General features: G+C 61.7%; 12 protein-coding genes. 10 read left to right on the plus strand and 2 right to left on the minus strand.

Annotated features, from left to right (window positions below):
- The first annotated feature begins 8 nt into the window (after positions 1-8).
- The 5 genes from GLP43_RS06570 (at position 9) to GLP43_RS06590 (ending at position 4,089) form a co-directional block, all read left to right on the plus strand.
- Positions 9-779: a GntR family transcriptional regulator gene (locus GLP43_RS06570; RefSeq protein WP_237278684.1), complete on the plus strand. Its 771-nt coding sequence runs from the start codon at positions 9-11 to the stop codon at positions 777-779.
- On the plus strand, positions 776-1,606 hold the full coding sequence (locus tag GLP43_RS06575) for a tryptophan 2,3-dioxygenase (RefSeq protein ID WP_237278685.1): 831 nt from the start codon (positions 776-778) through the stop codon (positions 1,604-1,606). Before GLP43_RS06570 ends, GLP43_RS06575 begins: the two co-directional genes overlap by 4 nt.
- 11 nt (positions 1,607-1,617) lie before the next feature.
- Positions 1,618-2,793 carry a kynureninase gene (gene kynU, locus GLP43_RS06580; protein ID WP_237279928.1) on the plus strand — a complete coding sequence of 392 codons (1,176 nt, stop codon included), beginning with the start codon at positions 1,618-1,620 and terminating at the stop codon, positions 2,791-2,793.
- A gap of 48 nt (positions 2,794-2,841) precedes the next feature.
- A complete protein-coding gene (fnrL, locus tag GLP43_RS06585; protein ID WP_272903252.1) occupies positions 2,842-3,594 on the plus strand; it encodes a transcriptional regulator FnrL in 753 nt (250 codons plus the stop codon).
- An 87-nt stretch (positions 3,595-3,681) separates the two neighbouring features.
- Complete coding sequence (locus GLP43_RS06590) at positions 3,682-4,089, plus strand: universal stress protein (protein WP_237278687.1); 408 nt, start codon at positions 3,682-3,684, stop codon at positions 4,087-4,089.
- A gap of 20 nt (positions 4,090-4,109) precedes the next feature.
- On the opposite strand, the gene GLP43_RS06595 is transcribed toward GLP43_RS06590, so the two are convergent.
- Positions 4,110-4,994, minus strand: coding sequence for a LysR family transcriptional regulator (locus tag GLP43_RS06595; protein ID WP_237278688.1), 885 nt, complete (start codon positions 4,992-4,994; stop codon positions 4,110-4,112).
- A gap of 93 nt (positions 4,995-5,087) precedes the next feature.
- Between GLP43_RS06595 and GLP43_RS06600 the strand changes: the two genes are divergently transcribed.
- The 3 genes from GLP43_RS06600 (at position 5,088) to GLP43_RS06610 (ending at position 6,971) form a co-directional block, all read left to right on the plus strand.
- The gene (locus GLP43_RS06600) at positions 5,088-5,585 is read left to right on the plus strand and encodes a lactoylglutathione lyase family protein (RefSeq protein WP_005852172.1); all 498 of its coding nucleotides are present in this window, start codon (positions 5,088-5,090) and stop codon (positions 5,583-5,585) included.
- A gap of 143 nt (positions 5,586-5,728) precedes the next feature.
- Positions 5,729-6,205 (plus strand): DUF305 domain-containing protein, encoded by a 477-nt coding sequence (locus GLP43_RS06605; RefSeq protein WP_237278689.1) that lies wholly within the window; start codon positions 5,729-5,731, stop codon positions 6,203-6,205.
- A gap of 7 nt (positions 6,206-6,212) precedes the next feature.
- On the plus strand, positions 6,213-6,971 hold the full coding sequence (locus tag GLP43_RS06610) for a glutaredoxin family protein (RefSeq protein ID WP_237278690.1): 759 nt from the start codon (positions 6,213-6,215) through the stop codon (positions 6,969-6,971).
- Between the two features lie 139 nt (positions 6,972-7,110).
- Here the strand turns inward: GLP43_RS06610 and GLP43_RS06615 are convergent, their stop codons facing one another.
- Positions 7,111-12,936, minus strand: a complete 5,826-nt coding sequence (locus tag GLP43_RS06615; RefSeq protein ID WP_237278691.1) for a GEVED domain-containing protein — start codon at positions 12,934-12,936, stop codon at positions 7,111-7,113.
- Positions 12,937-13,203: 267 nt separating this feature from the next.
- Between GLP43_RS06615 and GLP43_RS06620 the strand changes: the two genes are divergently transcribed.
- Complete coding sequence (locus tag GLP43_RS06620) at positions 13,204-14,085, plus strand: hypothetical protein (RefSeq protein WP_237278692.1); 882 nt, start codon at positions 13,204-13,206, stop codon at positions 14,083-14,085.
- A complete protein-coding gene (gene cbiB / locus GLP43_RS06625; RefSeq protein WP_237278693.1) occupies positions 14,082-15,023 on the plus strand; it encodes an adenosylcobinamide-phosphate synthase CbiB in 942 nt (313 codons plus the stop codon). Before GLP43_RS06620 ends, cbiB begins: the two co-directional genes overlap by 4 nt.
- Position 15,024 lies beyond the last annotated feature (1 nt).

Consider the following 15,024-nt stretch of genomic DNA (forward strand, 5'->3'; position numbering starts at 1 on the left):
GGCGCATCATGAGACTTCGGCAATCGAAATCGGACATTTTATTCGATCGGCTTCGCCACGATATCCTGTCGCTGGATCTGGCACCGGGCATGGCGCTGCGCCTACCGGCCCTGTCGGACCGCTATGCCATCGGCCTGACGCCGCTGCGCGAATGTCTGAACCGGCTGGCAGCTGAACAGCTTGTCGTGCCCGAGCATAACAAGGGCTTTTGCGTCACCCCGCTGACCCGTGCCGATCTGCTGGACCTGGAACGCAGCCGCGATGCCATCGAAGGCGCGATGCTGGCCCATTCCGTCAGCCACGCGGATGACGCGTGGGAGGCTGGGGTGATCGGCGCCTATCACCACCTGTCGCAAACTCCCGTGCCCTCGGTGATCCATAATGACGAGGCCTTGGCCCAATGGACACGCCGGCATCTGGCCTTTCATCAGGCATTGGTAGCGGGGGCGCGCTCTGATTGGATGGCGCGGTTTGCAGGGCAGTTGCAGGACCAGCTGGGGCGCTACCACCGTTTTATTCAGGCGGGCCTGCGCGATCTGACCCAAAGCGCGCCCCCGCTCGCGGCCAAAGCGGCAGAGGTATTCTCTGCCGGTATGGCGCTAGAGCCGCATCGCGCGCTCTATCAGGCAGCACTTGATCATGATCCGGCGGCGGCGCTTGCGGCCTTTCGCCATCACACCGGCCTTAGCATCGCCGCGTTCGAGGAGCTTTCGACGCTGATGCCGGCCCATTCGCCCTTTGCAAGAACCCTCGGCCCCCAATCGGAGCACCCCGCATGACCGGCTACAACCCCGCTGACGAAGGGGCGCAAATGTCCTTTGCCAAGGATATGTCCTATACCGACTATTTGTCGCTCGACCCGATCCTCGGGGCGCAAAACTGCAAATCCGATGCCCATGACGAGATGCTGTTCATCATCCAGCATCAGACCTCAGAGCTATGGATGCGCCTGTGCCTGCACGAGCTGTCGTCGGCGCGCACCCATCTCGCGGCGGGCGATTTTTCGCCTGCGATGAAGATGCTGACCCGTGTGGCGCGCATCTTTGAACAGCTCAACAGCGCGTGGGATGTGCTGCGCACCATGACCCCCAGTGAATACAGCGATTTCCGCGATGACCTTGGCGCGTCCTCGGGGTTCCAGTCGCATCAATACCGGCTGATCGAATTCATCCTCGGCAACCGCAACCGCGCGATGATGAAAGTGCATGAACATCGCCCCGAACTGCACCACATGCTGACGCAGGAACTGGGCACCAAATCGCTTTATCACGTGGCGCTTGATCTGCTGGCAGAGGCAACGGGGCAAAGCTTTGACCCGCAAGTCTATGCGATGGACACGCCTCATGCCGCGAATGATGCGGTGATGCAGGCATGGGTGCGCGTCTACCAAGATCCGCGCGCCCATTGGCAGCTGTACGAGCTGGCCGAAAAGCTGGTCGATCTCGAAGACTACTTCCGCCGCTGGCGCTTCAACCATGTGACCACGGTGGAACGCATCATCGGCTTCAAACGCGGCACGGGCGGCACGTCGGGGGTGAAATACCTGCGCCGGATGCTCGAGGTCGAACTTTTCCCCGAACTCTGGAACGTAAGAGGTGCCCTGTGACCCGATTGCCGATGAAAGACCGCTTTTCCCTGCCCGACGGCATGATCTACCTCGATGGGAACTCGCTTGGGCCTCTGCCTGTGGGGACGGCCGAAAAGGTGCAGGACGTGGTGCAGGCACAATGGGGCGCGCATCTGATCAAGGGCTGGAACCTTGACGGCTGGATGGCGCAGCCCGCAAGGGTCGGCAACCGCATTGCCCGCCTGATCGGCGCACCCGAGGGCGCGGTCACCATGGGCGACACGCTATCGGTCAAGGTGTTTCAGGCCCTGTCTGCCGCTCTCAAGATGCGCCCTGACCGGCGGGTGATCCTGTCGGACAGCGGGAACTTCCCGTCGGACCTGTATATGGCCGAGGGGCTGATCCAGCAGTTGGGGCAAGGCTACGAGCTGCGCATTGTCGCCCCCGAGGATGTCCCCAGCGCCATGACCGATGACGTGGCTGTCGCGATGATCACCCAAGTGGATTACCGCACAGGCCGCATGCACGACATGGCGCAAGTGACCGCGGCGGCCCATGGGGCAGGGGCGGTGATGCTGTGGGATCTGGCCCATAGCGCAGGCGCAGTGCCCGTCGATGTCGCGGCCTGCAACGCGGAATTCGCCGTCGGCTGCACCTATAAATACCTCAACGGCGGGCCGGGGGCCCCTGCGTTCATCTATGCGCGCCCTGATATCGTCGCGGACATCCAGCCCGCTTTGGCTGGATGGCTGGGGCATGATGCGCCCTTCGCCTTCGAGACCGGATACCGCCCCGCTGCGGGCATCGAGCGCATGCGCGTCGGCACGCCCCCTGTGATCCAGATGACCGCGCTGGAACATGCGCTTGGGCTTTGGGACGACGTGGATATGGCCGAGCTGCGTGCAAAGTCTGTCGCGTTAAGCGAGCTGTTTATCGCGCTGGTCGAAGAAAAATGCCCCGAGCTTGTGTTGGCCAGCCCACGGGATGCAAACCAGCGCGGCAGTCAGGTGTCTTTCGCGTCAAAGAACGGGTATGCGGTGATGCAGGCGTTGATCGCGCGGGACGTGATCGGTGATTTCCGCGCGCCTGACATCATGCGCTTTGGCTTCACGCCTTTGTACATCGACGAAGACGACGTACGTGGCGCGGTCGACATCCTTGCCGACATCCTTGCGACCCGCAGTTGGGACCGGCCCGAATATCACCAGAAGCGCAACGTGACCTGAAGGGCCAAGCGACATCGGGACGCAGCGCTGTGGCGGTGCGTCTTGGTGATGGTGATCCGCGCGGTTGGACGCTATGATCGCGCCATGCTTGATCTTCAGTCGCGCCCAAAATGCAGTGAATGCCCGATCCGCCACCGCGCCGTTTGTGCGCGGTGCGATGATGATGAACTGCTGATGCTTGAGCAGATCAAGACCTATCGGTCGTTCAAGGCCGGTGATCCGGTGCTTTGGCGTGGCGACGGTCTGACCTATGTCGCGTCGGTCGTGTCGGGCGTCGCGAGTCTTGGCAAAACGATGGAAGACGGGCGCACCCAGATGGTGGGGCTGCTTTTCCCGTCGGATTTCATCGGCCGTCCGGGCCGCGCGGCGATTGATTTCGACGTGGTCGCCGTTACCGATGTGACGCTGTGCTGCTTCCAGCGCAAACCCTTCGAGGCGCTGATCGAAACCACGCCGCATATCGCCCAACGGCTGATGGAGATGGCACTGGATGAGCTGGACGCGGCGCGTGACTGGATGCTGTTGCTGGGCCGCAAAACCGCGCGCGAAAAGATCGCGACCTTCATTGAAATGCTGGCACGGCGGCAGCAATTGGCCAATGCGGCTACCCCACAGCAAGAGCTGGTCTTGCCGCTTACACGGCACGAGATCGCCAACTATCTGGGGCTCACGCTTGAAACGGTCAGTCGCCAGCTTGGCGCGATGAAGAAAGAAGGTATCCTGAACTTTGTCGACCATCGCCGTTTCCGCGTGGCCGATGTGGACGCGCTGCACGCGGCTTCGGGCGATGACTGCGACTAGGGAAATATTCCCCTTGATTTGATCTGTATCAACGACGCAGGGCACCCCAAGGCGTTCACTGTCTGCACCTTCATAGGAGAGTGCGGCATGTACAAGAATATCCTGATCCCCGTTGTTTTCGAAACCCCCGAGATCACCCAGAACGCCTTTTATGCGGCGCAGGCGCTGGCGGCACCGGACGCCAGATTGACCCTGCTGCATGTGATAGAGGCGGTGCCGGTCTATGTCGCCGAATACATCCCCACCGACATCGTGACCTCCACGCGCGAGGCGGTACAGGCGCGGCTGGATGCGCTGGCGCCAAGCTTGCCGGGGGCCGCGACAGCGATTGCGGACGGGCGCGCCGGGCCAAGGGCGACACGCTGGGCCGAGGAAAACGGGACCGACTGTATCGTGATCGCGTCGCATCAGCCCGCGTTTTCTGACATCCTGCTGGGGTCGGTCGCGCAATATGTGGTGCGTCACGCCAAATGCGCGGTGCATGTGGTCAGATAGGTCGGGGCACCGCCAACGGGCTATTGCAGCCCAAGTATGCCGTCGGCGGTGGCTGCGACGCGGGCAAATGAAGCGCGGTCTTTACGTGCGATCAGCCACAGGTCGTGAAACCGCCGTTGGGGCAGGGTATGCACCGCCAGCGCGTCGCGGTGCGCAAACCCCTCCACCCCAGACCGCGGCAGGATGGTATACCCCAGCCCTTGGGCCACGGGCAGGGGGATTTGCCCGATCTGGTTGATAAAACTGCGCAGCCGCAAATGCTCTGCCCCGCGGTAGTCATCAAAGTTGCGCCCGAGAAGATCATCGGCATAGGCATTGCCATCGGGATGCGCGATGAACCCCAAGTCGTCAAGCTTCTGCAGCGTCAGATCCGCCGCGTTAAAGGTGGCGGGCAGCACGAGGCAAAGTTCCTCTTGCGACAGGGGCGTGGCCTGAACGCGGGGCATATCGGGGACCGCGGTCACCACACCCAGATCAAGCGTCCCTGCCAGAATATCCGCCAGAATACGCGCCTGCGGGGCGGCGCTGAGGTGCATTTTTAGCTTCGGGGCCTCCTGCATCCGCGCGATCAGATACGGATACAGCCGTAACGCAAAGCTGCCCGAACAACCTATCCGGACCGTGCCCGTTAGAGGATCGTCGCGCTGCATCATTTCGCGCAAGGCGCGCTCCTCTGTCCGGCGGGCACGGCCGATCGACAGCAGCTCTTCTCCGGCGGGGGTAAGGGTAAACGACTTGCCCTCGCGCAGGATCAACGGCTGGCCGACCTGTTGCTCCAGTTTGCGGATATGCTGCGACACCCCGGGCTGGGTCATGGCCAGCCGGTCTGCGGTGCGGGTGAAATGCCCGACGTCACATAGGGTCGTGAAGGTTTCGAGCCATGAGGCGTTTAACACGCGGGGCATTCCATAATTTTATCAATTTCATTCCATATGATAATTTTATGTTTGCGCGCGGTCCACCTAAATCATGGGGTATCGCAGAACAAAGGATAGACCATGACACCGACACCACGCAGTTTCTCTCATATCGGGCTTTCCGTGCCGGATCTGGACCAAGCCGTAAAATTCTACGCCGACGTGCTGGGGTTTTACGTCATCATGCAACCGACAGAGATTGTCGAAGACGGCAGCGATATCGGGCAGATGTGTACCGATGTCTTTGGCGAAGGCTGGGGCCGCCTGCGTATCGCGCATCTTGCCACGGCAGACCGTATCGGGATCGAGTTGTTCGAATTTGACGGCAACCACGCCCCTGCAGACCCGCTGAATTTCCGCCAGCACGGCACGTTCCATTTCGCCATTCAGGACCCCAACCTCGAAGATCTGCTGGCCAAGATCGTCGCGGCAGGGGGCAAGCAGCGGATGCCGGTGCGCGAATACTTCCCCGACGATAAACCCTATCGCATGGTCTATGTCGAAGACCCCTTTGGCATCGTGTTCGAGCTGTACAGCCACAGCTACGAGCTGACCTATTCCGCTGGTGCCTATAGCTAATCTCAAGTCTGATCTGCGGGCGAGGGCAGGGCTTTCGCCCGCAGTCACAAGAGCAAGATATGTGAAATAATGCAGGTCGGCGGGAACCCTCCTGCGCGGGAAGGCGGTTTTGTTGTCATAGCAACATCACGAAAGGTCATCCCATGTCATACTGGCGGTTCTTTGCAATGATCATCACATCAACGGTGGTGATGTTCGGCTTAATGTATCTGAATACCTACGCAATCGATCACGTGTTCTTTAGCGAAACCCGCAGCTATATGGCGCTGTATATGGGCGCGGTGATGGCGATCATCATGCTGGCGTTCATGCTGGGGATGTACAGCAACCGTGGCGTGAATATCGCGATTTTTGCAGGCAGCGCGCTGGTTTTTGCGGTGTCGCTGTTTCTGGTGCGCAGCCAGTCCACGGTCGATGACACGGCGTGGATGCGTGCGATGATCCCGCACCATTCCATTGCGATCCTGACAAGCGAGCGTGCCAATATCTCGGACCCGCGGGTGCGCAAGCTGGCGGATGATATCATCAAAGCGCAACGGCTTGAGATCGACGAGATGAAGGCCCTGATCACGGATCTTGAAGGCGGGCCGGCCGCAACACCGGAAATCGACGGGAAGTGAGGACACAATGACGCAACAGCAGACACAACCGGCAAAACTCTACCGTATGGTGATGCCCGATCACACCTGCCCCTACGGTCTGAAATCGAAAGACCTGCTGGAGCGTCAGGGGTTCGAGGTCAAGGACCACCACCTGACAACGCGCGAAGAGACGGACGCGTTCAAGGCAAAACATGATGTCGAAACGACGCCGCAGAGTTTTATCGGCGGGGAACGGATCGGCGGCTATGACGATCTGCGGGTCTATTTTGGCTTGGACAAACCCAAGGAGCAACAATCTGACACGTCGTACCAGCCGGTGATCGCCATCTTCTCGGTCGCCTTTCTGATGGCGCTTGGCCTGTCGTGGTTTGCCTTCGAAAGCATCTTTACGGTGCAGGCGTTCCAGTGGTTTATCTCGATCTCGATGTGTTTCCTCGCCGTGCAGAAATTGCAGGATATCGAGAGTTTCTCGACCATGTTCCTGAACTATGACCTGTTGGCAAAACGCTGGGTGCCCTACGGCAAGATCTACCCGTTCGGAGAGGCCTTTGCAGGCATCGCCATGACCGCAGGGGCGCTGCTGTGGCTGGCAGCACCGATCGCGATCGTGATCGGTGGCATCGGGGCGATCTCGGTGATCAAAGCGGTCTATATCGACAAGCGCGAGCTGAAATGCGCCTGCGTGGGCGGCAGTAGCAATGTGCCGCTTGGCTTTGTGTCACTGACCGAGAACCTGATGATGCTGGGCATGGGGCTTTGGATGTTGGTGCGCCTCTTAGGCTGATCCTTTGGCACCGGACCATCGGGCATGTCGCCTATCCCTGTTGCAAATCCCCCCGCGCCGCATCAGCGGTACGGGGGGATTTTTGTTCGTGTGGGGCGAGGGAAGCCCCCCCCTCGCGCGCCTGACCTTAAGGGCCGACTTAGGGGGCGATCCGCACCTCAAAGGACACAGACCCCGTTGCACCCGGTTCATGGGATCCGGTGCAGTCCCATTGCAACGCCCCCGCATAGCCCGCCGTATCTGCCCCGGGCGTGGTCATCGTGCAGACCACATCGCCGCCGATGGACACCGGGCTTGGGATGGCGGATGCCAGTTCTGTGTAGGGCGGCGTGCGGTCGTGGATCACGATGTTGGTCGCGGGCAGCTCGCCAGGGTTATCGAGGAAGATGCGATATTCAAGCACATCCCCCGCGGCGGCACCGTTGCTGACGCCTTCGGGCGTGCCTTGGGTCACATTGCGGACGGTCTTGCGCAGTTTCAGCACCCCTTCGGAGGATTCTACCCGCACCAGATCGGTGTTGCGGTCCTGCTCGGTCGCGCCGGTCGCGCCATAGGTCGTGTCGGCGACCACATCAAAGGCGATGGTCGACCCCGGTGCCGCCGCACCCGAGGCGGCGACACGGGCCACCAGACAGATACGCGTGTCAGGGGTCACGGGCAGGGCTGTAGTGATGGGGCTGGTGGCTGTCCCGTCGCAGGCGGCATCCTCGAAAAGTGCGACGGAAAAGAGCCCCGGCGCGGTGATCGACTGGATGTCGATGTCAAACACCACAGAGCCTTCTGCATCGGCAAGATATTCATGCCGCAGGGTCACCACCTGTGCCGGACGGATCGCGCTTTGCTGGCTTTCGCTCAGCCGGGCGTCCTCGATAAGGCCGACATCCAGATCAGGATAGGATGTCCCCGCCGCAGGCGTGAAGGTAAAGCTGCCATCGCCGCTGGCCGGGTTGACCAGGCCGGGCAGGGCACCGGGGTTTTCCGACACGGTGAGCAAGCCGCTATCCGGGACCACGGTGATGGTGACATCATCGGCAAATCCTTCGGGCAGGGTCAGGCTCCAGCTGCCATCGCTGGCAACCTGTGGCGACCCGATCAACGTGCCGCTGCTATCGGTGATGCGGACTTCGGCCGCACCGGTATCGGCTTCTGAGGCCCCTTGCAGCGCGTCATAGGCTGTGTCGGAACCTGCACCATTGTCGATAAAGACCTTACCAGACAAGCTTGGGCCGGATCCGGCAAAACTCACGCTCACGGCGGCTTCGTCGTCATCGGCAACCCCGTCGCCCAGATCGTCCGTCAGCGGGCCCACCAGCGGATCGCTATCGGGATCCGGCAGGTCAGAGCCGATGATCTCGGCCACGTTGGTATGCTCGCCTGTGGCGTTCATCGTGACCCGCACGGTCAGGGTCTCGCTCGCGCCATTGGCCACCTCGCCGACGTCCCATGTACCGGTGTCGGCGTCATAGGTATCGGTACCATCCGCCGGTGTGGCAGAGACAAAGGTGAACCCGTCGGGGATCAGATCACGGACCCGCACACCGGTGGTGCCGTCAGGGCCGTCGTTTGTCACGGTGAGCACGAAATCAAGCTCTGTGCCCGGGCCCGCTTGGGTGACCGGCTGACCGCCGGTGTCGAACACGCCCTTGGTCAGGGACAGGTCCGCTGTCGCCCCGCCGTTCACAAACCCGAAATCAAGGGTGCGCACGCTGCCGGCGGTGATTGATACGCCCGTCTGCGGGTTCACGGTACCGGCCACAAGCCCGGGGGGCATGTCGGGATCGGCTGCGTCGACCTCTACGCGGTAGGTCGCTGTGGCAGATAGGTCAGAAAAGAGATAGGTGCCGTTGCTGGCTGTCTCTATGCTGGTCAGGAACGTGTCATCCGCGGTGTCGGCTGTGCCATTGTCGTCGTAGAGGGACACGGTCACGGCGCTGATCACGGTTTCACCGGGCTGGTAGCTGTCCGAGTAGTTGGTGTCGCGGTAGACGACGCCGGACAGGTCCCCTTCGGGCGGCAGCGGGCCAAAGCGCGAAGGGCAGGCGGCACCGTCGTTCAGGCCACCCTCGCCGACAGGCACCGTATTGATCAACTGACCCCCGCCGGAGCCGGAGCCCTGAATGCCCACGTCGGCCTCATAGACCTCGTTTGTGACGTTCTGGTTGATGTACATGCGGCCGTAGAAATCGAACCACACCGCGCCATAGGACCCTGTCCAGGCGGTCGGGCCGAATTCAACCGGCGCGCGGGTGCCCGACGTACCATCCGCAGGGTCGATATAGAACAGACGGTCAGAGGCCTCGTTGACGCCGTACAACATGCCGTCGTTCGGATTATAGGCGATGTCCGACGGTTCAACCGCAGCCGACAGCGTGATCAGGCCCAGATCAACGGGCGCGGACGGATCGGAAAGATCCAGCAGCTGCAACGCGTTGGCCCCGTTGACACGATAGACCATCACCCCGTTGGGCAGGATGTCGCCCGCGGTGGAGCCTACCGCCGCCGCCGCGGGGAGCGTCGAGACGACCTCGTAGTTGCCGGTAGAGTCCAGGCGGATCAGCTCGCGCGTGGCAGCGCGCACCCCGTAGAACAACCCATCGAGCGCGTTAAAGCCCCAGCCGCCATCATATTGCGCGCCCGCAGGGGCACCGATGTCGGTCGCGGTGATGCTGTACACGCCAGCGCTTTCCGCAAAGCTGAGCCGCTGCAGCTGCGAATCCGTCTGCGTCACACGATACAGCGAGCCATCGCAGGTAAAGGGCACCGCCCCAGCCGAGAGGATTACTTTGTAGTCCTCGACCTCGCCGTCGAAATTCAGACCATCAAAGGGGTCCGCCGCGACGGCGCTAGAGGTCGACCAGCGGATACGTGCATGGGAAAAGCCGCTGGTGATATTCGCAGGGACAGGGATGTTCAGCGTGATCTGGTTGTTGAACACCCCGTCGGTATCGCCCGCGCCCCCGTCACGGTAATCGACCGCAATGTGTTCGGACGTCTCGAAGGTGCCGCTTTGGTCAAAGTCGACCCAAAGTTGCAGGTTGGTGATCCCCGCGGTTACCGGAATGCCCAAGGCAAGCTGAGCGCTCAGGGTTTCATGGGTCACGATGGTCAGGGGCACGGTTGTGCCGGCCTCGAGGATGGGAAAGACGGCGATGGAATCCTCGTCGTCAAAGCCCGACAGGTCATCCGCATCGGAATCGGGGCTATGCTGTGGGGTCTGTTCGGTGTCAGGTTCGCCGGCACCCAGATAGATGTCCTGCGCCACGATGTGACGCGGATCGCCATAGGTTGCAGGCGCATCGCCGCGGTCGGACAGATCAGCAGCCGCAATGACCAGCGAATAATCCTCTACCTCGCCATCCACGGCAAAGTCCGATGTGTTCAACCCCGTCTCGGAGCCGTAGCGGAAGCGCGCGTAGGTGGTCGATGTGGTCGCATCCGAAGGCACGGTCACGTCGATCTGGATCACACCATCGCCCGCGACATTGTCGAATTGGGTGCCGTCGTCCTTGAGGTCAAGCGCGATGCGCTCGCCCAAGGTCTCTTCGAACAGACCGTCGCCGTTGAAATCGATCCAGGCTTGCAGGTTACCATTGCCTGTTACGGTGACGTCGAGCGTGCTGATCGTGCCCTGGGTCAGGACGGGAAAGGTGATCCCGTCTTCGTCGTCGGTCCCGATCAGGTCATCCGCTGTCGCCGTCGCATCAGATTGCGCGACCAGTTCGATATCCGGTTCGATCAGGCCCAGATACACACCCGGAGAAGCATCAACGCCGTGCGTCGGCGTGAGGTAGCTAAGCGGAGCATCGCCAAAGTCCACACCCAGCCCGGCAAAGACGGCCACCGTGACCAACGCGCGGTCGCAATCTGCGGGGTCCAGCGCATCGCAGAGCTGGTATTCGATGGTGTAGACGCCAGCGGGAACGCCCGCTGGGACGATAACGCGACCAGCTTCGGCACCGGCTGTTTCCAGAACCGGCACAGGATCGCCCGTGTTCTGCGGCACGGCTTCGGTCAATACAGTCAGCGTCGCGGTCGGGAAGGCGGCGGGCAGGCCGTTGATCGTGTCATTCGACATAACCTCGCCTGCGGTGCCGCCCAGCAAGGTGTTCACGGGCGACGCGGTGTAGTCGTCGTCTTGCGCGACAACATCGGGCGAGGTGTTCGAGATCGCACAAAGCTGGATACCGGACCCGCGCGTCGCGCTACGGTCGGATGACCCTGTGTAGCCGTGGATGAATTCAGCTTCTACGAAGGTGTTGAATTCATAGGTGGCGTAGTTGTCAAAGCTCGATTCATTCGGCTCGTCTTCCCAATCAAGCGGGTTGCCTGTCTTGGCAGGATCCATCGCGATCGCGTTCGGCCCGGCCGGAAAAGACGACAAGGGCGCGGTGTTGAAGAAAGAGGTCACCGTCGGATTGGTGAGCGAGCCCACCACATCCGAAGAATCATCGCCCGCGCCGCGGCTGTCCACATCCGTTTGCTGGACAATGACCCCGTTGATGCGGCTTTGGTCAATGGCCAGACCTTGCGGGTTGGCCGCTGTGGCCGTGCCATCTTGGACCAGCCGCAGACGGTACGTGATGTATGCGTCGTCCTCTGGCGTCATGCGCGCCTCGAGGGATGTATCGAGGGTAAGCGCGGTCGCATTATTGATGCTCGTGACCTGCATGACCACATCGATCGGGTTGCCGTTGATATCGGTTGTCACGTCGTCGAACAGGAAGATGTCTGACGGGGTTACATTCGTCGGGCTGCCGGGCCCTGCCAACTGGGTCGATGGCTGGCGGAAGACGGACTGAGGCGTGCAGCTTTGCGAACCGGTCTCGCCTGACAGCACGCTGCTGACGATGGACAGGGATTCAGAATTCGACTGCAACCGTGAAACAAAAGGCTGGCCGATGCGGCCAATGCCCGCAACCGCGTTGCTGTCCACGGACCCCGTCAGCACATCGGCCGCCTGAATGGTGTAGTCTTCCTGACAGACGATTGTACCACCCGGGGCGACAGGCGTGGTGATCGCGGGGCAGAGCACTGGCCCCAGCAGATCGTCGTCGATCACAATGTCCTGCCCGGTGTTGAACGGCAGCGCGCCGGTGTTTGTGACCGTGTAAGTGTAGGTCACAGTCTCACCCTGCGTCCCTGTGCTGGGGCTGGCGGTACGTGTCAATGAAATGCTTTGATCCACATTGAACGTTGCCGCACCGAACATGCCGATGCCCCGCGGGGCGGGGTCATAATTGGTGAACTGGCTATAATTGCGCACGTTGCCAATCGTTTCATCATACCAGAAGGTGACCGTCGAGGTGCTGTCGGGGAAGGTCGCCCGCACGGTGCCGGTGTCATCGTTGTTCGATGTGGGCGAGGCCCCGAGCCCTTCGACATAGATACATTGTGCCTGGTTCGCGCCGATGGTGCCGGTGAAGCCAGATCCGGGACCGGGACCGACAAGCACCGCGGGTGCGGCGCTTACAGGTGCGAGCGTCGGATTGCCGTTGTCACCAAAGGCGGTTACAAAATCGCAACGGTCAGACCCGGCGTTGCTGTCGCTGGCGTCAATATCCAAAATGTCGATCTGCAGATTGTCGATCGGAAAGGCGACCCCGCCCGAACTGGAGGAGATGGAGGAAGTCGTCCGCGCGTCCCCGAAACGCCCGCGGTTTGGCGGCGCGTTGGAAATGACCACGAGCGATTCCACATTGCCCCCAAAGATAGCAGAATCGTTGGGTGTCCCTTCCCCGCTGAAGGCGGTGTAGTTGCCTGTATGTTCAAAGGTCAGGTCAACCTCGAACCCGTATTGGTCCCGCAGGGTGCGTGTCAGCGGGCCAAGATTGCCGCCGGGCCAGTCGTAGGTGCCCCAATCAAGTTCGAACTCGCCGGCATCAGCTTTGCCGGAGCCTGTAACGACCAAAGCCGCCAAAGCGGCGGCACAATTCAGTGTTGTAAAGGTTAACTTTGAAATCGACATCAGACGGACCTCTTGTTGCGGTGTCCCAAACACCTTGTACATTGGCCGGAGACGACCTCGCCGTCTTTCCTGCCCCCCGGGATATGTCTAAAGTTCTCATACAAGGTTAACGCGAGCGACAATGCGCAGGTACAATCCCCCTGCCTTCCAGAATAGCGCCCTATACTTTCGAGAGCGTCCCACCCAGAATCGGTAGGAGGCGCGATGCGGAAAAGCCTTTAATCCATAGGCCCTTGCTCTGTTGCCGTTTGCCCGCGGATGGTGAATATGTCGGCACCAATTCTCTCGCGCCGCACGAAAGCCAGTATTTTGCAGACAATTTTCGACAAATCAGGAGCGTCTGCAGAAACTCCACCTGTTTTCGGTCACTTCGGTGAATGGGTGCAGGGGCGGTTGGGGCCGGAGGGCCCTGTGGTTCTGGTCACGATGCTGTGCCGTGCACATGGGGTGCGGGCGCGGTTTACCCGCGGGGGGGCATTGGACCTGACGCAGGGTGAACCCGCAGCGGTCAGCCTCGCGCAGCTTCGACAGCTGCTAGAGGCTGCAGGGCAAGATACGGGCAGTTTTACCTTGTTTGGTAACCTTCCTGTCGGGGTCGGGGCAGGTGCATCCACGGCGGCGCTGGTGGCTTTGGCGCGGGCTGCGGGCATTGCCGAGGATCGGTTGCCGTCGCTGTGTCTGGCGGTGGAAGGTGCCACCGATCCGTTAATGTTGCCGCATCCGGACCGCGTGATCTGGGCCTCGCGGTTGGCGCAAAGCAAGGGCGCGCTGGGCGCGCCGCCACGGGCTGACATCATCGGCGGCTACTTTGGCGACCCCATTTGGACCGATGCGGCGGATAGCGGTTTTGCGGATATTGCCGACCTGTTGCCAGCCTGGGAAAGCGCCGTGGCGCGGGGTGATTTGCCTCAGGTCGCGCGTTTGGCGCGCATCAGTGCAGACCGCACCACCGCGTTGCGCGGCCCCGTGAACGACCCGAGCACGACACTGGCGCAGCGGCTCGGCGCTTTGGGCTATGCGCGCGCGCACACAGGGTCCGCTCGCGCATTCATCTTTGCGCCGGGCTCCGCCCCCGATGATGCTGAACAGCTGCTGGCCGACCACGGGCTGACCGGTGCGATGCGGTTCACGACCGGAGGCGACGCATGATCGGTGCGGCGGGCATCCTGCTGGGGTTTGTGATCGAGGCGGCCTTGTCCTGGCCCGCGCCGCTTTATGCGAAAATCGGCCATCCGGTGTCCTGGATCGGCCACGCCATTCGCGCGATCGAGGCACGGTTGAATAGCGCCAAGGCATCGCCCGCACGGCTGCGCCTGTTGGGCGGTGTCGGGGTCTGCCTTGTGCTTGCGCTTGCCGTCTTGCCCGCGATTGTGGTTGCCGCGTTGCTGCCCTCTGGCTGGGCGGGCTACGTTATTGGCGGGCTGCTGGCATGGCCCTTTCTGGCACCGCGGTCCCTGTTCGACCACGTCGAAGCCGTCGCCAAGCCTTTGGTACAAGGAGATATTGCAGGCGCGCGTTTTGCCGTGTCGATGATCATCGGGCGGGATCCTGATCAACTGGACGCTGCCGCGATTGCCCGTGCCTCGATCGAAAGCCTGGCCGAGAATGCCTCGGATGGGGTGGTGGCGCCGGTGTTTTGGGGCGTGCTGCTGGGGCTGCCGGGGCTGGTGGCCTATAAGGCGATCAACACGATGGATTCGATGATCGGGCACCGGTCCGCGCGCTACCGTCACTACGGGATGGTGGCTGCGCGGCTTGACGATCTGGTCAATCTCATCCCGGCGCGGGCAACGGGGCTGCTGTTCGTGATCGTCTCGGGACGGCCACGTCGCGCCGCCGCCGTGATGCTGCGCGATGCGCGCCACCACCGGTCCCCCAATGCCGGTTGGCCCGAAGGCGCGATGGCCGGTGCGCTGGACGTACGCCTGTCCGGCCCGCGTGTGTACGGCGAAGAGATCGCGGATGAACCGTGGCTCAATGCCGAAGGCTCCGAGGCCGATGCGACCAGCCTGCGACGGGCGCTGACGCTTTACCTTCGCGCCATGTTCGTATTAGCAGTCGTGTTGGCGCTGGTGGCGCTGATCTGAC

The sequence above is a fragment of the Sulfitobacter sp. M39 genome, from assembly GCF_021735935.1.
Taxonomy (GTDB): Bacteria; Pseudomonadota; Alphaproteobacteria; order Rhodobacterales; family Rhodobacteraceae; genus Sulfitobacter.

Bases quoted from the DNA above. Each gene is read 5' to 3' on its own strand.
- GLP43_RS06570 (WP_237278684.1), top strand. From the start codon at position 9: ATGAGACTTCGGCAATCGAAATCGGACATTTTATTCGATCGGCTTCGC.
- GLP43_RS06575 (WP_237278685.1), top strand. From the start codon at position 776: ATGACCGGCTACAACCCCGCTGACGAAGGGGCGCAAATGTCCTTTGCC.
- kynU (WP_237279928.1), top strand. From the start codon at position 1,618: ATGAAAGACCGCTTTTCCCTGCCCGACGGCATGATCTACCTCGATGGG.
- fnrL (WP_272903252.1), top strand. From the start codon at position 2,842: ATGGTGATCCGCGCGGTTGGACGCTATGATCGCGCCATGCTTGATCTT.
- GLP43_RS06590 (WP_237278687.1), top strand. From the start codon at position 3,682: ATGTACAAGAATATCCTGATCCCCGTTGTTTTCGAAACCCCCGAGATC.
- GLP43_RS06595 (WP_237278688.1), bottom strand. From the start codon at position 4,994: ATGCCCCGCGTGTTAAACGCCTCATGGCTCGAAACCTTCACGACCCTA.
- GLP43_RS06600 (WP_005852172.1), top strand. From the start codon at position 5,088: ATGACACCGACACCACGCAGTTTCTCTCATATCGGGCTTTCCGTGCCG.
- GLP43_RS06605 (WP_237278689.1), top strand. From the start codon at position 5,729: ATGTCATACTGGCGGTTCTTTGCAATGATCATCACATCAACGGTGGTG.
- GLP43_RS06610 (WP_237278690.1), top strand. From the start codon at position 6,213: ATGACGCAACAGCAGACACAACCGGCAAAACTCTACCGTATGGTGATG.
- GLP43_RS06615 (WP_237278691.1), bottom strand. From the start codon at position 12,936: ATGTCGATTTCAAAGTTAACCTTTACAACACTGAATTGTGCCGCCGCT.
- GLP43_RS06620 (WP_237278692.1), top strand. From the start codon at position 13,204: ATGTCGGCACCAATTCTCTCGCGCCGCACGAAAGCCAGTATTTTGCAG.
- cbiB (WP_237278693.1), top strand. From the start codon at position 14,082: ATGATCGGTGCGGCGGGCATCCTGCTGGGGTTTGTGATCGAGGCGGCC.